Below are 20,823 nucleotides of genomic sequence, written 5' to 3' on the forward strand. Positions count from 1 at the left end.
CGCCCTCGTCCCATGCGTGCCTGCCGAACTCCGCGCCGGGGGCCGTGGCGAGGTAGCCGATGTCGGTGTGGGCAACGGTGTGGCGCGGGGCGAGTCGGTGTGCGGGGAATCGCTGGGAAGTCTCGGCGATCTGGTTGGAGTCGATCTCGAATGACGATTCGTCCATGGGGGTCTCCTCTGCTCGATCGGTCTTACCTGAGGATATCCTCATGTTTGTTCGCACGGGAAGCCTTACCCATCGGTAGTTTCTGCCATCACATGACGTGTGCAGGGCGAGCGGGGTCTCGGCAGGAGAACTCAGCTGACCCCCACTATCCTGAGGGGATGCCCACCACGCTCATCGGTCGCTACCGACTCGACTCGTTGATCGGGGGCGGGGGCATGGGCGAGGTCTGGCGATCGCACGACGAAGTTCTGAGCCGCACCGTCGCAGTCAAGGTCATCCGCCCGCACCTCGCCGAGGACGCCGACGTCCGGGCCCGACTCCGGGTGGAGGCTCAGCTGGCCGGGTCGCTGCACCACCCCGGGATCGTCGATGTCTACGACTACGGTGAGGACGAGCGCGACGGCCGGCCCGTTCCCTTCCTCGTGATGCGGTTGATCGAAGGCGCACCGCTGTCGAAATTGCTGGCCGAGCGGGGGACGATTTCCAGCGGAGAGACGATGGCGATCGTCTCCGAGGTCGCTGCTGCGCTGCGCGCTGCCCATGAGGCCGGCATCGTGCACCGCGACCTGAAGCCGGGCAACATCTTGATCACCCCCGATGACCGCGTGATGCTTGTCGACTTCGGCATCGCCCACTCCTCGGGTGGCGAGCCGCTGACCCAGACCGGAGCGCTGATCGGCACCTCGGACTACCTGAGTCCCGAGCAGGCGGCCGGCCGCTCCGCCACGTCAGCCTCGGACCTCTACTCCCTGGGTGTCGTGGCCCACACCTGTCTGACGGGCACCGCACCGTTCCACCGCGACAGTGACATCGCGACAGCACTGGCTCACCTCCAGGACGATCCGCCGCCGCTCCCGGATTCCACACCTCACGACGCGGCCTCCCTCGTGCTCGCGCTCCTCGCCAAGGATCCCGACAACCGACCGCCGTCGGCCGGTGCTGTCGCGGACGCTGCGGCCGCACTGGCTACATCAGTACCTCGCCCGCCTGCACCGTCCTCGTCCGTCGGCCCGTCCAGCAACCCGTCCAGCACGGGCAACGACAGCTCGAGCACGCCGGGCAACGTCACCTCAGTGATGCCAGCGACGGGTTCTGGTGGAACCGCCAGCGGCACTGCCGCGGTGGTTGCCACCAAGGACAGCCGCTTCTCCCGGCGTTCGGTTCTGCTGAGCTCGGCGCTAGTCGTCCTGGTCGCTGCAGCCCTCGGCTGGTTGATGATTCGCGACAACTCCATCCTCGTACCGGACCTCGACGGCACCACGCAGACGGTTGCAACGGCACAGCTCAGGAAGGCGGGACTCGTCGTCGCAGTGCGTGACGTCAACGTTGCTGGCCACAAGGCGGGCGAAGTCGTCGGGCAGGATCTCGCTCCAGGTGAGGAGGTGGACGCGGGGTCGACCATCACGATTCGCGTCGCTACCGGAAGAGTCGCCATACCCGTCAAGGAGTTGTTGGGGGCCAGCTACAAGTCCGCATCGTCCCGCCTGCAAAAGCTCGGGCTCAAGGTCGCTCGCGTCGATTCACCGTCCAGCAGGCCCACCGGCACCATCACGAAGGTTGCTCCCTCATCGACTGCGGAGACAGGCGACACCGTCACGCTGACCGTCGCGGCCGCCATCGCAGCTCCACCCCCGCCACCCGCCAACACCTCCGGCCCGACCAAGAGGGGCGATCCCAAGAAGGACACGAACAAGGGGAAGGGCAAGAAGTAGGCGGGCGCCGAATGCGCCGACCGCCGTCGGCCGGGCTGCCTTCGGCGAGGCAACCGGCCCTGTCGGCGGGGCCGGGAATGCGAGAGACGCTCGATCGGTTGAACCTGACGCAAGGATTTCTCGAGAAAGGCAGCCCATGAGCACCGTCTCCCTGACCAAGGACACCATCGACGACGTCATCGGCGGCGAGGGCATCACGCTCGTCGACTGGTGGGCCGAGTGGTGTGGTCCGTGCAAGCAGTTCGGCCCGGTCTTCGAGGCCGCGAGCGAGCAGCACACCGATGTCGTCTTCGGCAAGATCGACACCGAAGCGCAGCAGGAGCTTGCCTCCGCAGCGCAGATCACCTCGATTCCGACGCTGATGGCATTCCGCGATGGAATATTGGTCTTCTCGCAGCCCGGCGCCCTTCCGGCCGCCGGTCTCGAACAGATCATCACGGCAGTCAAGGACCTCGACATGGACGACGTCCGTCGTCAGATGGCCGAGCAGGACTCTTCCGAAGCGCAGCAGGCCTGATTCAGCCCAGAGCCCGCCGACCTCCATGGTCGGCGGGCTCTGCTGTGTTCGGAGCCGACCTCACCACCGAGGACCGGGCTGCCGGCGAAACCGAGCCGGTATCTCCCGCGCTCCCACGCCAGGTCCCTGCGCAGCCGAGCGCGCCGCGAGATCGATCCGCGCCTTCCCGACTGCGGCCTCGGCATCCCGGTAGGTGCCACCGGTGAGCGAGCGATCAAGAAGCTGGTGACGAACGAGGTGCTTGAGCAGGCGCGACACCAGGCTGATCTGGGTGCGCGACTCCCCCAGGCCCGCGGGCAGCCACGGTGCCAGCAGGAACCCCGGGAGCACGCTGACCAGCTCGTCGGGCCCGAACAGTAGCCAGAACGCACCTCGATCATGGAACTCGCGTTCTGCAGACAACAGGGTCGCCTGCTGCGAGCCGAGACCAGCCCCCAGCTCAGCAGTATCGAGATAGTGGGTGAGCCGCCCGCGAACTCGGACGTAGCGGCGCTCGGTGGGGGTCGAGCGGCCGGCCGCCTCGGCACCGAAGAAATCGTCCACCAGAGGCCAGCCGGGCTCGTCGTGGTCCATGTCTCGACCCAATCATCAAGGTCAGACAATCAGAATGCGCCGATGAGCATGCCGACCAGCGCACATCCAACGCGCTCCTCGGGGATTTGCAAACGTAGTACCTTTGCGGAACACTGGCGGCGACCTCGTGACCCACCTCACAATCAGGAGTTGACCGTGGATCCCATCGATCCTGCTTACGGGACGACAACGTTGCTGCTCATTGCGGCAGCCGCTGTGGCCCTCTTGCTGTTCCTCATCATCAAGCTCCGCCTGCACGCCTTCATCTCGCTGGTTCTCATCAGCGTCCTCACCGCCGTCGTGGCGGGGATACCCCTCGTGGACGTTCCGACCGCACTCACGTCGGGATTCGGCAGCACCCTGGCCTCCGTCGCCCTGCTGGTCGGCTTCGGCGTCATGATCGGCCGCCTGCTCGAGGTGACCGGTGGGGCGCAAGTCCTCGCGGACACCCTGGTCGGGCGATTTGGCGAGAAGCGAGCCCCCTTCGCGCTGGGCGTGGCCGCGCTGATCTTCGGCTTCCCGATCTTCTTCGACGCGGGGCTGGTCGTGTTCCTGCCAATCATCCTGACCGTGGCCCGTCGATTCGGTGGCTCGGTTCTCTACTACGCTCTGCCAGCCGCTGGTGCCTTTGCTGCCATGCACGCACTCGTCCCACCGCATCCCGGTCCGGTCGCCGCCGGCACTGTCCTCAATGGCGACATCGGAATCATCCTGCTCGTCAATCTGCCGATCGCACTGATTGCCTGGTATGTCGGTGTCTTCCTCGTCTCGCGCGCTCTCGGCTCTCGGTTCGACGTCGCCGTCCCGGACCTGCTGTTCGGTGAGCTCAACGATGGCACCGATGGCACCGGTGGCACCGGTGACACTGCCATCAAGACCAGTGCGCCCAGCTTCCCGACCGTCATCAGCCTGCTGGCGATCCCGCTGGTACTGATCTCGTTCAACACTGTGCTGACGACCCTGGTCGCCAACGGGACGATCGGCGAGGGCCACCGGCTCGTCGAGCTGCTCGTCCTGCTCGGCAACACCCCCATCGCCCTGCTCATCACCCTGCTGGTGACGATCTGGGTGCTGGGAACCCGCGATCGAACACTCGGCGAGACGACGGAGCTGCTCGACAAGTCGCTCGGCCCGATCTGCTCGATCATCCTCATCACGGGTGCCGGCGGCATGTTCGGCGGCGTCCTGCGAGCCAGCGGCATCGGCGGTGCGCTGACCTCGTCGCTCTCCGATCTCGGCATCCCGCTGCTGCTGCAGGCGTTCCTCATCGCCACCGCGCTGCGCGTCGCCCAGGGTTCGGCCACCGTGGCCCTGACGACCACGGCCGGGCTGGTCGCTGCACAGGCCGGCGACCTGGGCGACCTGCGGATCGCTCTGCTGGTCACTGCCATCGCTGCCGGTGCGACCGTCCTGTCCCACGTCAACGACTCCGGTTTCTGGCTGGTCAGCCGCTTCTTCGGCATGGACGAGAAGACCACCTTGAAGACGTGGACAGTGATGGAAACGACGCTGGGGCTCTCGGCATTCGCGGTCGCCGCGGTGCTCTGGCCGATCGCCGGCTGACGATGGGCGGCTCAGCGGCGACGTTGCATCTCGGAGACGACTTCGACACAGATCGCGTGCATCGCGGCGCGTGCGACGTCGGCGTCGCCGCTGGCCACCGCCTCGGCAACCATCAGGTGCAGTCTCCTGGCCTCGGGCTTGGGTACTCGTGGCATGAGGTCATGATCGGTGCGCCCGCGAAGGACCTCCTCCACCACGTCCCCGAGCGCCGCGAACATGGCGTTGCCCGACGACCGGAGCAGGAGTCGGTGGAAGGCCACGTCGAGGTCCGCGAACGTGGTCAAGTCCCCCGCCGCGCCTGCCGTCTCCATGGCCTCGGCGAGGCGGACGATCTCGGCTCGTTCGCCGGCGTCGGCGTGCTCGGCGGACAAGGCCGCGGAAGGGGGCTCGACCGCTGCGCGCAGCTGAGACAGCTCGTGGAGACAGCCGGCGCGGTCATCTCCCTCGAGACGCCACCGGATGATGGCGGGATCGTAATGATCCCACTGGTTCTCCGGCCGGACCCGGATCCCGGTCCGGCGCCGACTCTCGACCAGGCCCATCGACGCGAGCACCTGTACGACCTCGCGAGCGATCGTCCTGGAGACCGCATATTCGGTCTGCACCCAGTCCAGGGTCAGCGTGGACTCCGGGGCGAGTCGCCCGTCCACGATGCGCAGCCCGAGCTCGGCCAGCACCCCGGTGTAGACGTTCGACATGCGGGTCAGCCTAGTCACGTGACCGATCTTCGGGGGTGTGCCACGTGACCGCCGCGCACCAGATCGTCGTGATGGGGGTGTCGGGCACTGGCAAGAGCGCGATCGGTGAGGCGCTCGCCGAGCGGCTCGGCTACGCCTTCATCGAGGGCGACGCGTTCCACCCCGCAGCCAACATTGCCAAGATGTCGGCGGGGAAACCCCTGGACAGCGAAGATCGGCGGCCGTGGCTGGAGGATCTCGCGGACAAGCTCGCCGCGAGTCGGGAGGCAGGGATCGTCTCGGTACTCGCCTGCTCCGCGCTCAAGCGCGAATATCGCGACATCCTGCGTAGCGGAGATTCCGAGGCCTTCTTCCTCCACCTCGACCTTCCGTTCGACGTCCTGCGCGACCGGATGGAACGACGGGAGCACTTCATGCCTGCTTCTCTGCTCCAATCGCAGTTCGACACCTTGGAACGCCTCGAAGACGACGAGCGCGGCCACGTCCTTGACTTCGACGCCCCGATAATCGAGGTCGTCGATGCGGCGGAAGTTGCCGTCTCGCGATCCTGAGCCGGCCATCGCTCCCCAGACCTCGACGACTGCTTCTTGGACCGGTGAGGGACAATGGAGGGATGCCCACCAGCACGGATCTGCGCCGACTTCTGCGCCATCCGGTGGAGTTCGTGGCGGCGGAGGACCCGGCCGAATCCAGGTTCGTCTTCCACGCTCCCGATGGCGACCACCCGGCCACTGCGAATGATGCGATCGGGGCGCTCAGCCAGGGCATCCGCGTCATGGCCGCCGACCCCACCGTGCGCGCATGGGCGACGCCGGCCATCCTCGCCCTGCGCATCATGGCGCGCGGGGCGCTGGGCTCCCCGGACTCGACCGAGCTCAACCAGCTGCAGGCCGCCGCCATCGGCATCGACACCAATGTCGGGCGAGGCCAGGCGACGATCAACGCCTTCCTGAAGGCCCTCGCCGTTGACGCGCCGGCAGCAGCATCGACCCCGCAGCGCCAGACCTATGTCTCGCCCCACGCCTCGCAGCCCCGCAAGCGCGAGACGACGTTCTCGTGGTCGTTCATCGTGTCGTTCCTCGAACAGCCGACGGCAGACCAGGCTGCGGTCGTACGCCTCAGGGTGCATCCGCGATCAGGTTCGTGGGCGGCCTTCGACGCGAACGACCTGTTCAACGGCTCATCGCATCCGCTCGCCACTGACGCCAAGGAGCCCACGAGCGCGATGCTCCGCCGGATCGAGAGCTGGTGGCCGGCCGCCGAACGACTCCGCGACCCGCATTCACGCGGCGCTGTGACCGTCGGCCCCGACGAGCTGGCCCGGCTCGGCGATCGCTCGCTCGCTCCGACGCTGATGGCCAACCGGATCGAAGTTCGCTGGCCTCCTGAGCTCGTGCGCGAGCTCTCGACGACGGCCGTCGTGCGTCGCGAGGAGACACCCCGCTCGGATCGCCCCTCGGCCTTCACGCAGGGCCAGCTCTTCTCGTTCGACTGGCAGGTCGCGCTCGGCGACGATGTCCTGTCGGCGGCTGAGCTTGATCAGCTGGCCGGATCGCAGAGCGGCCTGCTGCGCCTGCGGGACCGCTGGATCTTCGTCGACAAGAGCCGCCTGCAGAACGTGCTGGACCGGCGTTCTCGTGAGATCTCCCCGCTGGAGGCGCTGCGCGCCACTGTCACCGGAGAGCTCGAGGTCGACGGCCGGATGACCGAGGTCGACACGGTCGGCTGGCTCGAGGACGTCCGCAGACGGCTCGCGGTGCAGGACCGCGACATCGCCCCGGCGGTGCAGCCGGACGATCTCGAGGGCACCCTGCGCGACTACCAGCTGCAGGGGCTGCGCTGGATGACGCAGCTGGTCGACCTCGGACTGGGCGGAATCCTCGCCGATGACATGGGCCTCGGCAAGACAGTCATGCTGATCGCTCTGCACCTCCAGCGCTCTGTCGACACCTCGGCGCCAACACTCGTCGTGTGCCCCGCCTCGGTGCTGGGTAACTGGGTTCGTGAGATCGAACGCTTCGCGCCGGGGGTCAACGTCCGCCGGTATCACGGGCCCAGGCGCCGGCTCGACGACGTCAAGGACGGCTTCCTCGTCACGACCTACGCCACGATGCGATCCGACGTGATCGACCTGTCGGAGCACGAGCCGGGCTGGGGTTTGGTGGTCGCGGATGAAGCACAGAACATCAAGAACCCACACGCCCGCACCGCGCAGGCGATTCGTGACATTCCCGCCGTGGCGCGGCTCGCGCTGACCGGTACTCCGGTCGAGAACAACCTTGCCGAGCTCTGGGCAATCCTGGACTGGACCACACCGGGCCTGCTGGGTACCTACCAACAATTTCGCAACACGTGGTCACGCGCGATCGAGTCGCGCCGCGACTCCGGCAAGGCCGCCGGGCTGTCCCACCTCATCCGGCCCTTCGTCCTGCGCCGCCGCAAGTCTGATCCGGGCATCGCTCCCGAGCTGCCGCCCAAGATCGAGACCGACCACCGGATCAACCTCACCCGCGAGCAGGTCGGACTGTACGAGGCGGTCGTGCGCACCACGATGAGCCAGATCGAGAGCGCCCAGGGGATCCAGCGCCGCGGGCTCGTCGTCAAGCTGCTGACCCAGTTGAAGCAGATCTGCAACCATCCGGCCCAGTTCTTGCGCGAGCCGGATTCACGCCTCACGGGTCGCGCCGGCAAGCTCGGGGTGTTCGACGAGCTGGTCGAGGAGATCGTCGCAGAGGGCGGCGCGACGCTGGTCTTCACGCAGTACGCCCAGATGGGCCGGTTGCTCACCCGTCACCTCGAGGAGAAAAAGATCCCCCACCAGTTCCTGCACGGCGCGACCACCATCCGCGCGCGGGAGAAGATGGTGCATCGCTTCCAGAGCGGCGAGATCCCGGTGTTCGTGCTGTCCCTCAAGGCAGCTGGCGTCGGTCTCAACCTGACTCGCGCCGACCATGTCATCCACTACGACCGGTGGTGGAATCCCGCCGTGGAGGATCAGGCCACCGATCGCGCACACCGCATCGGACAGACCAAGAACGTGCAGGTCCATCGGCTCATCAGCGAGGGAACGATCGAGGAGTCCATCGACGAGCTGATCCGTTCCAAGCGGTCCCTGGCCGATGCGGTGGTCAACGGCGGCGAAGGAGCGCTGACCGAGCTCTCGGACGCCGCGTTGGCCGACCTGGTGCGGCTGCGCAAGTAGCGCGGCCGCTGTGCCACGTCACCCCAAGCACCGTTTGAGGCTGCTCACGCTGTAGAAGTACGAGCCCGGGCTCATCGGTGAGCACCTGCTGCTGAACTTCGCGGGCTGCTCGTTGTACCGCATGGTGACCAGTGCGTCGCCGCTCGCGTCGCGGTACAGCGCCCACTCGATGTTGCCCGCCATCCGGCCGGCGACAAAGCCGCGCCATGGGTTGGACCCATATGAGTACGTCCTGTTCCGCGGCACCTGTGTCTGGCTGCCCGGCGCCTTGATGAGCGCCGCGAACGGCATCGTGGTCTCTCCGTGCCCGATCCTGAACACGGCCGCAGTGCGACCTCCTGCGAGCCTCTGGTCGATCTGCGCGAAGAAGTCCTGCAGCAACGGGCGGACCTGACGGTAGGAATTGGTCTGCCCCGCGACGCCGGGTCCGTAGCGGTAGAAGTTCTTCGCATCCTTGGCGTACCCGAGCACCTTCGCATCCGCGACCGGCACGTAGCGAGAGAACGTCAGCGCCGTCTCGCCCCGCAGCCCCGGAGCGATGGAGTACAACGAATAGATGTCGAGCGCCTTGCCCACCGGATTGGTGAGGCCATCGACGTAACGGCGGGTGTAGAGCCGTCGCAGCACGTGATCTGCGGCCCTACGAACGGCGTTGGTGCGATGGGCTCGTTTGATCGCTGCCCGACCCGCGGCCGTCGAGCCGTTGACCACCAGCAGGCCGGGGTCGGTCGCGCGTGGCTGGAGATCGAGACCTGGCGCAGCGGCATCGAGTCCCGAGCGCAGCGCAGCCGAGCTCTGCTTGGTGCGATGGATGGGCGAGGAGGTGAACGCGACGGCATCACCGGCGGCCACCGCTCGGTTCCAGAACTCGCGGTAGTTGGCTGCAGTGCGGCGGCCGATGCCTGACCACTCGATGGCCCCGATCGCGCTGAGCTTGCCGTAGCCGACCCGCCGCTCGACCTTCTGAAAGGCTGCGAGGTCGTCGTCGAATCGCTTGCCGTTCTTCGTCAGCGCGCCCTTGCGCGAGGCCGCCCGCCACACCGACAGCGCGCGCCGCTCCCCATCGTCGCTCGTCTGGCTACGCGACCCGTGGCGGCCGATGGTCTCCAGCAGGACCAGCTCGTAGCCGCTGGGCGGCTGCATGATCGGCGTACTTGACGGATTGCCGTACGGGGTCTGGTTGGAGTAGTGGCGCGAGTCGCTGACCTGACTGGCCTGTGCGGCTGACACGCTGGTCAGCAATGCCACCACGAGCGAGATGATCTTCAGCATGTTCCCCGAATCCCCGATCCACGAGCTGTGATCGGCTCAGTCTAGAGGCGAACGGGCGCAAGTGACCGGAGAAATTGAACCTGCGCGGCGACGGACGTGGCGAAGGTTTGGCCGTCGTAGATCTCGAAGTGCCCGACGTCGAAGCGCTCGACGTGCACGAGTCCGCGGACGCGGCGGCCCACCCGCTCGACCGCGCCAACCGGCGCGATCGTGTCGCGACTGGCGACCACGAGGAACACCGGCATGTGCAGTCGCTTTGCCAGCGTCACCGGACGATTGGCCAGGATCGTCAAGATGCCACGCGCCTGCATCTCGTTGCGGAAGGTCGGGCCCATGATCGAGGCGTAGCCGGACTCGCCATCCGGCGACGAGATTGCAGCGAGCGAACCCGGCGGACCCACGATCGGGATGAGATGCGGCGCGCGACGCAACATGGCATGAACGACGTCCCGGAGTGCGTGCCCGGTCAGCTTCAGGAGCTGCGCCGGGCCGGCATAGCCCAAGATCAGCAGGACCGCGGCCAGGCCGTCCATCGCTGCACCCTGTGAGATGACCCCCGCGATGTGTGGATCCTTCGCCGCAACCGCAATGACGTGCCCTCCGGAGTAGGAGCTCCCCCACAGGACGATCCGGTCCGGGTCGACGCCGTCGAGCGTGCGAGCATGGGCCACTGCCGAACCGTAGTCCTCTCGGTGACGACGGTGGTCCACGTTCTGCCGGGACCCACCGTCGGAAAGGCCGAATCCGCGGTAGTCGAACACCAGCACGTCAGCACCGGCCCGCTGGAACTCCAGCGCGAAAGGCGCGAGTCCGGCGTCCTTGGTGGCGCCGAATCCATGCGCCATGACAACGCATGGCCGGCCGCGATCGCCAGTCAGGCCGGCTCCCACACCCGGAAAGTGCCAGCCGGACAGACTCGTGCCGTGGGAGTCAAACGTGACATCGGTATGCATGGGTCGAGTGTGCGTGCCGCAGGTGGGTCCGGCCACCTGAATTTGCCCGGCGGCAACATCGACCAACCCCAGGGAGCGGGTCAGCCGTCGATCGCGGCGAGCTGGCCGCAAGCGCCATCAATGTCGCTGCCGCGGGTGTCGCGCACTGTCGTGGGAATGCCCTTGGCAATCAAGCGACGAACGAACTCGCGCTCGTCCTCGGGCCGCGACGCAGTCCACTTCGATCCCGGCGTCGGGTTGAGCGGGATCAGGTTGACGTGCACCCAGCCCCAGTCGCCGTACGACTGCAGGACATCGCCGAGCAGGTCCGCGCGCCACGCCTGGTCGTTGATGTCCTTGATCATCGCGTACTCGATCGAGACCCGCCGCTTGGTCTTGTTGGCGTAGTCCCACGCCGCCTCGACCGCCTCGTGCACCGACCAGCGAGTGTTGATCGGGACGAGCTCGTTGCGCAGCTCGTCGTCCGGCGCGTGCAGAGACAGCGCCAACGTGACCGGGATGCCCTCGTCGGCAAGCTGCTTCATGCGCGGTACCAGTCCGACGGTGCTGACGGTGATGTTGCGGGCCGACATGCCGAGGCCGTCAGGGGCCGGAGCGACCATGCGGCGCACGGCCCCGATGACGGCCTTGTAGTTGGCCATTGGCTCGCCCATGCCCATGAACACGACGTTGGACAGGCGACCGGGTCCACCTGCGACCTTGCCGGTCGCCATGGCACTGGCGCCGTCGACGACCTGGTCGACGATCTCAGCGGCACTCATGTTGCGCTCCAGCCCGCCCTGACCTGTCGCGCAGAACGGGCACGCCATGCCGCAGCCAGCCTGGCTCGAGACGCAGATCGTGGCTCGGTCGGCGTAGCGCATCAGCACCGACTCGACCAGGGCCCCGTCGAACAGCCGCCACAAGGTCTTGCGGGTCGTGCCCTTGTCAGCCTCGAGCGTGCGCACGGGGTTGAGCAAAGTCGGCAGGAGCTCCGCGACGATGCGGTCGCGGCTGGTGGCCGGCAGATCCGTCATGTTGGCCGGGTCGCGCTCAAGACGGCCGTAGTAGTGGTGCGCGACCTGCTTGACGCGGAACGCAGGCTCACCGAGGCTCTCGGCGACCGCCGTGCGCTGCTCGGCAGTCAGGTCGGCAAGGTGGCGCGGGGGCTTCTTGCGTCCCCTGGGCTGCTCGAAGACGAGCGGAAGACTCTTCGGGGACTCAGACATCATCCCATTCTCGCATTCCGGGCCCCATGCCCCGAAATCGTCGCCTCACAGTCGCGGCAAGCGAGCCACGAACTCGAGCTTGTCGAGGACCGGTGAGGGGATCACGAAGGGGTACAGCGGGCCCTTGCCCATGCTGCGATTGATCTGGTTGAGCGCGATGCTCAACGGAATCCACACTCCGTTGACCAGGTCCCTGAAGGAGGTGAACGCGGACGGCGCCGACACCGTCGCCAGGCCGTGAGCGGACGCGGTCTCGATCGTGTCGCAGATGTGGAGGTAGTGGGCGAAGGTCTCGGCGAAGTCCTCCCACGGGTGCATGGTGGCGTACTGACTGATGTAGTCGTCCCGCCAGCCCGCTGGCGCGCCCGCGCTGTAGTGCCGATCGACCGCATCCGCATAGCTGGCGCGATCATCCCCGAACAGCTCGCGGAACTGCGTGAGCAGGTCGCCGGTCACCAGCTGCTGCCAGAAGAAGTGTCCGATCTCGTGCCGGAAGTGCCCCAGCATCGTTCGGTAGGGCTCATCCATCGAGACCCGCAGACGCTCACGATGGACATCGTTGCCTTCGGCCAGATCGACCGTGATGATGCCGTCGGCGTGACCCGTGACGACCTTCTCCTGGACGCTGGACAGCAGGTCGAAGGCCAGGCCGGTATCCGGATCGTCGGCACGAGCACGAATCGCGAAACCCAAACCGTCCAGCTCCACGATCAGCCGCCGCTTGGCGGTTTCGGCGATCGAGTACTCGGTCAGCCCCTTGATGTCGTCGTCGGAAGGGCGGGTGCGGGTCAGGTCACAGCTGAAGCATCGGCCGCCCGGCACGTCCGTGAGCCACGTGCATCCCGACAGCGAGAGGTTGGCGCAGACGTGCCAGACGCTGCCCGTCGCGTCGGCGTACTGCCCGTGCTGGTCGACCGGCACGATCGTCTTCTCCTCCCGGGAGAATCCGAGGTGGGACGAGCACGACATGCAGATCGAGTTCTCGAAGTACAAGGCGTTGCCACACACGCGGCAGGAGAAGGCTTTCACCGGACAAGTCTGTCAGGGTCGCTTCAGAAGGCCAGCTGCGCGGTCGTCGCTTCTCCGACCGACGGACTACATCGGCGCGACGTCGACCTCGACAGCGAGTGAGGACGCCTTCGCCTCGGTGAAGATGACGCCCTTGACCGGGGGGACGTCGGCGTAGTCCCGGCCCCACGCGAGAGTGACGTACCGGTCGTTCGCCCACTGGTCGTTCGTCGGGTCGATCGCAAGCCAGCCGCCGTAGGGGATCCATACCGCGGCCCAGGCATGTGTCGCGTCGGCCCCGACGATCCGTTCCTTGCCCGGAGGAGGCGTCGTCGCGAGATAGCCGCTGACGTACCGGACCGCCATCCCGTGAGCCCGCAGGCAGGCCAGGGTCAGATGGGCAAAGTCCTGGCACACGCCAGCGCGCTGACGAAAGATGTCGTCGATCGTCGTGGTGACTGTCGTGGCGGTCTTGTCGTACGCGAAGTCGGCGTGAATGCGATGCATGAGCTCCGTCACCGCCTCGCCAACCGGACGTCCGCGGGTCAGCGACTCGGCGGCATAGGCGTGCGCCTCCGGGGTCTGGTCGGCCAGCGACGAGGCAAGCGCGAAGTCCTGGGCGCGCCACGCGTCGTGGACGTCGGTGCGCTCGATTGGGCGGGCAGCCTCCCACGGCGTCGCCAGGGCTGCTTCGTCGTACTCAGGCAGGGCCACCTCTACGTCGCTCGTCGCCACGATGTCGAGCACCCGGTGCGGAGAGGTGATCTGGAAATAGGTCGCGGTGTTGCCGTAGTAGTCCACATCGTGGGTGCAGTCGTCGGTCGCGGGGTCCAGGGTCATCTCATGGCAGAACACGTGCTGCCACGGCAGCTCACGCGGCACCAGGTAGGTGATGCCGAGACTGTCGGTGACGTTCTCGTCGTACGAGTACCTCGTGCGGTGCGACACCCGAAATCGGCGAGTCTGCGGTGGTGAGGCGTTCACTCCCGCACTCCCGTCGCGAAGCCGAACGATCGTGCCGTCGGCCCAGGTGCGAAGTGCAGCTCGCCCACGGCGTCGGCGAGCCGTGTGAGCTGGGCCAGGTAGCCGTCGAGGAATCGTTCGAGATTTGGCCGATTCTCCCCTTCGATCGCAGCCAGTGCGGCAATGTCCGCGCGGTCCAGCTCCGCGGCCAGGTCGTCAAGCAATCGTTCGGGGCGGGTCGAACCGGTCGAGCCGGGCATCGCAGCAAGGTGCTCCCTCAGCTCGCCGATGCCGAAAGCCAGGGACCGCGGATTGTCTGCGTCAGTCAGCAACAGCTCCAGCACGCCCGCGAGTCGGACGTAGCCGCGGTAGCGACGACGATGCGTCACCGCACTCTCGGAGACCGCCAGCACGGCGTTGTTGACATCACGATCGACATCGATGCCGCGACGCACTGTGGTCGTCGACCGCAACAGGTGGCACAGCTGCAGACCCCGTTCGAGCGCCCGCCCTGCGCCGATCATGTGCCAGCCCGCGTCACGGATCATGCTCGCTGTGACACCTTGCAGCGACAGGATGCCGGTCAGCATGCGGCCGGCGCTCTCGGACACCTGATGGCTGTAGTGATAGCTCGCCAGCGCCGATGCCGCGCGGTCAGTCGATCCGAACGCCTGCCAGGTGTCGGGCGAGAGCTGGTCACGCATGCTCTGTGCGGCCCCACGCAACGCGCTGACCGACTGCGCGACCGAACCAGGACGGTGTGCGTCCAGCAGCAAGGAGCGGAAGTTGTCGTCGAGCCGACCGGGCTCGAAGGATGAACCGCTGAGCCGAGCGATGGCGTCCATCAGAACTGCCAGGCTCACTCCACCCGCTGTGTGCGGGCGAGAACTGAAGTCGTCGGCGCTCGCATGCGCTGCCAGGACGAGCCGCAGCATGTCCTCGGCCCGCTCGGCGTAGCGGCCGAACCAGAACATGTCATCGAGAACGCGGGGCACCATCGATGAGGACGCCCGCACGTTCGTGAGGGGCAGCACGTCCGTCAGGCCCTGATCGGGGTCCTCCGCCCTCTCCTTGATGACCCAGACGTCCTTGCTGGATGCTGGCAGACCGGCCTCGAAGACGCTGGCCAGGCCGCCGACCAGCGGTCGGTAGGTCGAGCCGTAACGAAGCGTGAACGTGCGCAGGGTGAGCGCCTGCGGCCGAACGCCCCGGGTGTGCAGGGTCGGCGACTGGGACAGGATCAGCTGCTCCTGCCCTACGTAGCGATGAGGTGCAGCCAGGATCGCCGCGCGTACCTGATCTGTCGACTGGTCCGCCAGCTCGGTCGGGTGGTCGATCGAACGGATGATCAGCTCGTCCAGGTGCTCCAGCACGTAGGCCCGCGAGCGTGGATCACCGGTCCAGTAGGTCTGCACGGACGGTAGGCGCAACGGCTCGTCGAGCAGCATCTCGCACATCGCCGACATGAACGGCAGCAGACCGGGATTCTCGAGCACGCCGGCACCCAAGCCGTTGACGACCCGTACGGAGCCGCGGCGGACCGCCTCCGACAGGCCAGCCACGCCCAGCTGGGAGTTCTTGCGCAGCTCCAGCGCGTCGCTCCACGCAGCGTCGACGCGACGAAGGATGACGTCTACTCGTTCGAGCCGGTCGAACACCCGCATCCACACGGCGCCGTCACGCGTCACGAGGTCACTGCCCTCGACCAGCGGGAAGCCCAGGCTCGACGCGACAAAGGCCTGATCGTAGGCCGTCTCGGACTGTGTGCCCGGTGAGAGCACCACGACCCGGGGGTTGGGACGATCGCTGGGCGCCGAGTCGATCAACGTCGACCGGAGCGCCTGGAAGAACGGCGCCATGCGGTGGAGCCCAGCCTGTCGGTAGAGCTCGGGGAGCACCCGCGAGATGACCCGGCGATTCTCCATCGCGTACCCAATGCCAGAGGGCGCCTGCGCTCGGTCAGCGAGCACCTGCCACTCCCCTGCTGCATTGCGGCCGAGGTCCGCGGCGGCAAGGAGCAGCGGCCGCGAGTCGTGGACCGAGGCCCGCGCCGAAACCCGAAGAAATCCCTCATGACCGAACACGACCGAAGCGGGCAGGAGGCCGGACGAGAGCAGTCGCTGCGGGCCGTAGAGATCGACCAGGATTGCGTTGAGCAGTTCGGTCCGCTGCGCCAGGCCAACCGCGAGCGGAGCCCACTCGGCCGCGTCGATGATCAGCGGAAACGGGTCGAGGCGCCACGGACCTGCGCTCTGCTCGGGCGGGGTGTAGGTGACGCCGTCGTTGGCCAGGAACCGATCGATGTCACCACTGACTCGGCGGAGGTCGGCCTCGGTGAGCTGAACGGCGCTCTCGGCCAGCATCTTCCACGCTGATCGCAGACTGCCGTCGGGGGCGACGACCTCGTCGTACCGCGCCGGATCCTCCGACAGGGTGGGCTGCGTGACCGCCGCGGAGTAGTCGCGCAGCGCCGTCATCGACGGGCCGACGTCATGGTCAGGTGACCGGGACCAGAGCGTGGAGGATCAGCCACGCGATCGGCGCCACCGCGATCAGCGAGTCGAGTCGATCCATCAGGCCACCGTGCCCGGGCAGCAGATCGCCCATGTCCTTGATGCCGAGATCGCGCTTGATCAGGGACTCGGACAGGTCTCCGAGGGTTGCGAAGACGACACCCGCCACGCCGAGAACGATGCCGACCCACCAGTCGCCGTCGAGCGCGTAGGTGATGGTGACGATGCCTGCCGCGATGCCGAAGAGCAACGAGCCGGCAAAGCCCTCCCAGGACTTCTTGGGACTGATCGTGGGGGCCATCGGGTGCTTGCCGAACAGCACGCCGGCCGCATAGCCCCCGATGTCCGAGGCGATCGTCGCCACGATGAACGCAACGATCCGCCACGGTCCGTCGTCCTCCACCAGCATCAGGATGACGAACGTGCCCATCAGGAACAGATAACCCAGCACGAAGACGCCCGCGCTGCTGTCGCGGACGAATCCCTCGGCCCCATCAGACAGCCGCCACACCAACGTGCCGATGACGGTCAAGGCGAGCGCCACCGACGCCGTCTCCATGCCGCCGAAGTAGGTTCCGATCAGCATGATCGTGCCGCCGACCAGCACCGGCGCCACCGGGATCCGAATTCGTGCGGTCGAGAAAGCCCTGGTCAGCTCGAACAGACCAATTCCGAGCGCGACGGCGACGACCCCGAGGAACACCTGTTTCTGGATGAAGAGCGACGCGAGGACCATGGCCACGAGGCCCACGCCCACCGCGATCGAGGCCGGCAGGTTGCGACCCGCTCGACCGGACTTCGGTGCGGCCACGGCGTGATCCGGTGTCTCCCCAGGAGACTCAGATGTCAAGGAGCTCGGCCTCTTTGTTCTTGAGCATCTCGTCAACCGTCTCGACATACTTCTTGGTGAGACCGTCAAGGCGCTTCTCAGCACCGACGTTCTCGTCCTTGCTGATCTCGGAGTCCTTCTCGGCGCGATCGAGAGCCTGCTTGGCGTTGCGCCGCTGATTGCGAACGGCCACGCGTCCCTCTTCGGCCTTGCTCTTGGCGAGCTTGATGTACTCCTTGCGACGGTCCTCGGTCAGCTCGGGCAGCGTCACACGCAGGACCTTGCCGTCGTCGCTTGGGTTGACCCCGAGGTCGGATTCGCGGATGGCCTTCTCGATCGCTGGCTTCGCGCCGGCATCGTACGGCTGGATGATCACGGTACGCGGCTCGGGAACCTGGAATCCCGCAAGCTGGTTCAGTGGCGTCTGCTGGCCGTAGTACTCGGCCGTGATCTGGGCGAACATCGCCGGGTGGGCACGACCGGTGCGGATCGCCGCGAACTCCTCACGCGTGTGCTCCACGGCCTTGGCCATCTTGGTGTCGGCTTCACGCAGGGTCTGGTCAATCACGATGTCTCCATCCGGTTCTGGGGGTCCGACGCCTAGGCGGCGTGGACCAGCGTTCCGATCTTCTCACCACGGAGGACGCGTGCGATGTTTCCCTCGCCCTCCATGCCGAACACGATCATGGGCAGGTCGTTCTCCATGCACAGCGCGAATGCGGCAGCATCGACAACCTTGAGGCCCCGTCGCAGGGCCTCGTCGAAGGTGATCTCGTCGAACTTGTGCGCGGCGGGATCAGTCCGCGGATCGGCGGAGTAGACGCCATCGACTCCGCTCTTGGACATCAACACCGCATCGGCACCGATCTCGAGAGCTCGCTGCGCCGAGACCGTGTCGGTCGAGAAGTACGGCATGCCGGCGCCGGCTCCGAAGATCACGACCCGGCCCTTCTCGAGGTGGCGGATCGCCCGTCGCGGGATGTAGGGCTCGGCCACCTGACCCATCGTGATCGCTGACTGCACGCGGGTCTCGATCCCCTGCTTCTCGCAGAAGTCTTGGAGTGCGAGGCAGTTCATCACGGTGCCCAGCATGCCAATGTAGTCGGCACGCGAGCGGTCCATCCCACGCTGGCTCAGCTCGGCTCCGCGGAAGAAGTTCCCTCCGCCGACCACGATCGCGACCTCGACGCCGCTGGCCACGGCCTCGGCGACCTGCTTGGCGATCCCGTTGACGACGTCGGGGTCGATACCGATCTTCCCGCCGCCGAAGACTTCGCCCGACAGCTTGAGCAGCACGCGCTTCAGCTCATGTCGAGAGGCCGGACCATCGACGTCCTGAGCGGTGTCAGTGTCCATGTTCCGGCCTCCGATGTTGGTCGTACGAACGGGTGTCAGGCGCCGATCTCGATGTGCGCGAAACGCTTGAGCGTCACGCCAGCCTCATCGAGCAGTGCCTTGACGGTCTTCTTGCTGTCCTGAACCGATGACTGGTCGAGCAGCACGGTGTCCTTGTAGAACCCATTGAGGCGCCCCTCGGTGATCTTGGCGATGGCCTGCTCAGGCTTGCCCTCTTCGCGAGCAGTTGCCTCAGCGATCTCGCGCTCCTTGGCGACGACGTCCGCGGGGACCTCGTCACGAGTGAGGTAGCGAGGGCGCATCGCGGCAATCTGCATCGCGACACCGCGGGCGACGTCGTGACCGGCCTCGTCGCCCTCAAACTCCACCAGCACGCCGACGGCGTGCGGCAGGTCGCTGGCGCGACGGTGCATGTAGGTCGCGACGTTGCCGTCGAAGCTGGCGACGCGCCCCAGCTCGATCTTCTCGCCAATGACCACGGCCAGGTCGGCCACAGCTTCAGCAACGGTCTTGCCGCTGGCCAACTTCGCCGAGGCGAACGCCGCCGCATCGGCCGGCTTGAGCTCGTCCGCCAGGACCGCGAGCTCCTCGGCCAACGCGATGAACTGGTCGTTCTTGGCGACGAAGTCAGTCTCGGAGTTGAGCTCGACGATCGCGTTGCCATAGTTGGCGACGAGCCCGGCTGAAGCCTCACGCTCTGCGCCGCGCTTGGCAGCCTTCGCTGCGCCCGAGATGCGGAGCACCTCGATTGCCTTGTCGAAATCGCCGTCAGCTTCGGTGAGCGCCTTCTTGGCGTCCATCATTCCCGCGCCAGTCGCGTCGCGGAGCCTCTTGACCTCTGTGGCGGTGATAGCCATTGTTTTCTTCTCGCTTCTCAGTTGAGTGATGTCGCCTGAGTCACTCGGCGGTCTTGGCCGGTGCCTTCTTGGCGGCGGGAGCCTTCTTGGCCGGCGCCTCGTCAGCAGCAGCGTCGTCAGCGGCAGCGTCGTCGGCGGCAGCAGCCTTCTTGGCCGGTGCCTTCTTGGCGGCAGCAGCCTTCTTGGCCGGAGCCTCGTCAGCAGCAGCGTCCTCGGCGGCAGCCTTCTTGGCCGGAGCCTCGTCAGCAGCAGCGTCGTCGGCGGCAGCCTTCTTGGCCGGTGCCTTCTTGGCGGCAGGAGCGTCGTCGGCGGCAGCAGCCTTCTTGGCCGGTGCCTTCTTGGCGGCAGGAGCCTCATCAGCAGCACCGGCGACCTCGGCGGGCGCCTCTGTCGCGGCGTCGGCAGCAGGTGTCTCGGCCGCGGCGGCCTCGGCGGCCTTCGACTCCAGGAGCTCACGCTCCCAGTCGGCGAGGGGCTCCTCGGCACCGAGCTCGGCGCCGGGCTCCTCTTCACCGGTCTTGCTGCCACCACGGGCGATCAGGCCCTCAGCCACAGCGTCGGCGATGACGCGGGTCAGCAGGCCAACCGAACGGATCGCGTCGTCGTTGCCCGGAATCGGGAAGTCGACGTCGTCGGGATCGCAGTTGGTGTCCAGGATCGCGATGATCGGAATGCCGAGCTTCTTGCACTCGTCGACCGCGAGGTGCTCCTTCTTGGTGTCGACGATCCAGGCGGCCGCCGGTGTGCGGCCCATGTCCCGGATACCGCCCAAGGTGCGCGAGAGCTTCGCGTACTCGCGGCTCATGTGCAGGAGCTCCTTCTTCGTGCGGTTGGAACCCGCGACGTCGTCGAAGTCGATCTCCTCGAGCTCCTTCATCCGCTGAAGGCGCTGGTGCATGGTCTGGAAGTTGGTGAGCATGCCGCCGAGCCAACGCTGGTTGACGAACGGCATGCCGACACGCTTGGCCTGCTCCTCGATCGGCTCCTGCGCCTGGCGCTTCGTGCCGACGAACAGGATCGTGCCGCCGCGGGCGACGGTGTTCTTGACGAAGTCGTAGCCGGCATCGATGTAGGCCAGCGACTGCTGGAGGTCGATGATGTAGATGCCGTTGCGCTCGGTGAAGATGAAGCGCTTCATCTTGGGGTTCCAACGTCGGGTCTGGTGCCCGAAGTGAACGCCGCTCTCGAGCAGCTGGCGCATGGTGACGACGGCCATGGTCGTATCTCCTTGTGGCACACGTGTGCCGTTCCTGGTTGACTCACCGCCGATTGGCGATGACCTGGCGCCTGCCGCGTGCGGCCCACTCCCACGGGAGACCAGGACCACATCCGTATTCAACTCTCGCGTCATACGGAAACAGGCGCGCGAATTCCACCTCCGGAGAAGTGGTTGTCTCAGTCTAGGGCACCGCACCGCCGCGGAGGAAATCCAC

General features: G+C 66.8%; 17 protein-coding genes and 1 pseudogene. 5 read left to right on the forward strand and 13 right to left on the reverse strand.

The features are described from left to right. The first annotated feature begins 324 nt into the window (after positions 1–324). Both WB461_RS09310 and WB461_RS09315 read left to right on the forward strand, forming a co-directional pair. On the forward strand, positions 325–1,878 hold the full coding sequence (locus tag WB461_RS09310; protein ID WP_423852454.1) for a protein kinase domain-containing protein: 1,554 nt from the start codon (positions 325–327) through the stop codon (positions 1,876–1,878). Positions 1,879–2,014: 136 nt separating this feature from the next. Then, complete coding sequence (locus WB461_RS09315; protein WP_423852455.1) at positions 2,015–2,395, forward strand: thioredoxin family protein; 381 nt, start codon at positions 2,015–2,017, stop codon at positions 2,393–2,395. 60 nt (positions 2,396–2,455) lie between these two features. Here WB461_RS09315 and WB461_RS09320 read toward each other — a convergent pair whose 3' ends face one another. Further along, complete coding sequence (locus tag WB461_RS09320) at positions 2,456–2,968, reverse strand: hypothetical protein (RefSeq protein WP_423852456.1); 513 nt, start codon at positions 2,966–2,968, stop codon at positions 2,456–2,458. Between the two features lie 156 nt (positions 2,969–3,124). On the opposite strand from WB461_RS09320, the gene WB461_RS09325 reads away from it, so the two are divergent. Next, entirely contained in the window at positions 3,125–4,531 is a 1,407-nt protein-coding gene (locus tag WB461_RS09325) for a GntP family permease (RefSeq protein WP_423852457.1), read from the forward strand. An 11-nt stretch (positions 4,532–4,542) separates the two neighbouring features. On the opposite strand, the gene WB461_RS09330 is transcribed toward WB461_RS09325, so the two are convergent. Beyond that, complete coding sequence (locus tag WB461_RS09330) at positions 4,543–5,229, reverse strand: FadR/GntR family transcriptional regulator (RefSeq protein WP_423852458.1); 687 nt, start codon at positions 5,227–5,229, stop codon at positions 4,543–4,545. Positions 5,230–5,273: 44 nt separating this feature from the next. On the opposite strand from WB461_RS09330, the gene WB461_RS09335 reads away from it, so the two are divergent. Together WB461_RS09335 and WB461_RS09340 are read left to right on the forward strand one after the other, a co-directional pair. Further along, positions 5,274–5,780 (forward strand): gluconokinase, encoded by a 507-nt coding sequence (locus WB461_RS09335; protein ID WP_423852459.1) that lies wholly within the window; start codon positions 5,274–5,276, stop codon positions 5,778–5,780. Between the two features lie 62 nt (positions 5,781–5,842). Next, positions 5,843–8,431 (forward strand): DEAD/DEAH box helicase, encoded by a 2,589-nt coding sequence (locus WB461_RS09340; protein ID WP_423852460.1) that lies wholly within the window; start codon positions 5,843–5,845, stop codon positions 8,429–8,431. 18 nt (positions 8,432–8,449) lie between these two features. Here WB461_RS09340 and WB461_RS09345 read toward each other — a convergent pair whose 3' ends face one another. The 11 genes and pseudogenes from WB461_RS09345 to rpsB all read right to left on the reverse strand — a co-directional run. Further along, on the reverse strand, positions 8,450–9,703 hold the full coding sequence (locus WB461_RS09345; protein WP_423852461.1) for a histidine-type phosphatase: 1,254 nt from the start codon (positions 9,701–9,703) through the stop codon (positions 8,450–8,452). Between the two features lie 41 nt (positions 9,704–9,744). Continuing rightward, a complete protein-coding gene (locus WB461_RS09350; protein ID WP_423852462.1) occupies positions 9,745–10,656 on the reverse strand; it encodes an alpha/beta hydrolase in 912 nt (303 codons plus the stop codon). 80 nt (positions 10,657–10,736) lie between these two features. After that, positions 10,737–11,864, reverse strand: coding sequence for a 23S rRNA (adenine(2503)-C(2))-methyltransferase RlmN (gene rlmN / locus WB461_RS09355; RefSeq protein ID WP_423852463.1), 1,128 nt, complete (start codon positions 11,862–11,864; stop codon positions 10,737–10,739). A 45-nt stretch (positions 11,865–11,909) separates the two neighbouring features. Then, positions 11,910–12,893, reverse strand: coding sequence for a zinc-binding metallopeptidase family protein (locus tag WB461_RS09360; protein ID WP_423852464.1), 984 nt, complete (start codon positions 12,891–12,893; stop codon positions 11,910–11,912). A 66-nt stretch (positions 12,894–12,959) separates the two neighbouring features. Beyond that, complete coding sequence (locus tag WB461_RS09365) at positions 12,960–13,820, reverse strand: transglutaminase family protein (protein WP_423852465.1); 861 nt, start codon at positions 13,818–13,820, stop codon at positions 12,960–12,962. A 32-nt stretch (positions 13,821–13,852) separates the two neighbouring features. Next, a complete protein-coding gene (locus WB461_RS09370) occupies positions 13,853–16,312 on the reverse strand; it encodes a circularly permuted type 2 ATP-grasp protein (protein ID WP_423852466.1) in 2,460 nt (819 codons plus the stop codon). Positions 16,313–16,331: 19 nt separating this feature from the next. Then, positions 16,332–17,159, reverse strand: coding sequence for a phosphatidate cytidylyltransferase (locus WB461_RS09375; protein WP_423852467.1), 828 nt, complete (start codon positions 17,157–17,159; stop codon positions 16,332–16,334). A 28-nt stretch (positions 17,160–17,187) separates the two neighbouring features. After that, positions 17,188–17,742: a ribosome recycling factor gene (gene frr / locus WB461_RS09380; protein WP_423852492.1), complete on the reverse strand. Its 555-nt coding sequence runs from the start codon at positions 17,740–17,742 to the stop codon at positions 17,188–17,190. A 35-nt stretch (positions 17,743–17,777) separates the two neighbouring features. Further along, positions 17,778–18,533: a UMP kinase gene (gene pyrH, locus WB461_RS09385; RefSeq protein ID WP_423852468.1), complete on the reverse strand. Its 756-nt coding sequence runs from the start codon at positions 18,531–18,533 to the stop codon at positions 17,778–17,780. Between the two features lie 35 nt (positions 18,534–18,568). After that, positions 18,569–19,390, reverse strand: coding sequence for a translation elongation factor Ts (gene tsf / locus WB461_RS09390; RefSeq protein ID WP_423852469.1), 822 nt, complete (start codon positions 19,388–19,390; stop codon positions 18,569–18,571). Positions 19,391–19,694: 304 nt separating this feature from the next. After that, positions 19,695–20,606, reverse strand: a pseudogene (gene rpsB / locus WB461_RS09395) (30S ribosomal protein S2); the annotation flags it as partial. Positions 20,607–20,823 lie beyond the last annotated feature (217 nt).

Source organism: Aeromicrobium sp., assembly GCF_049587115.1.
Lineage (GTDB): Bacteria > Actinomycetota > Actinomycetes > Propionibacteriales > Nocardioidaceae > Aeromicrobium.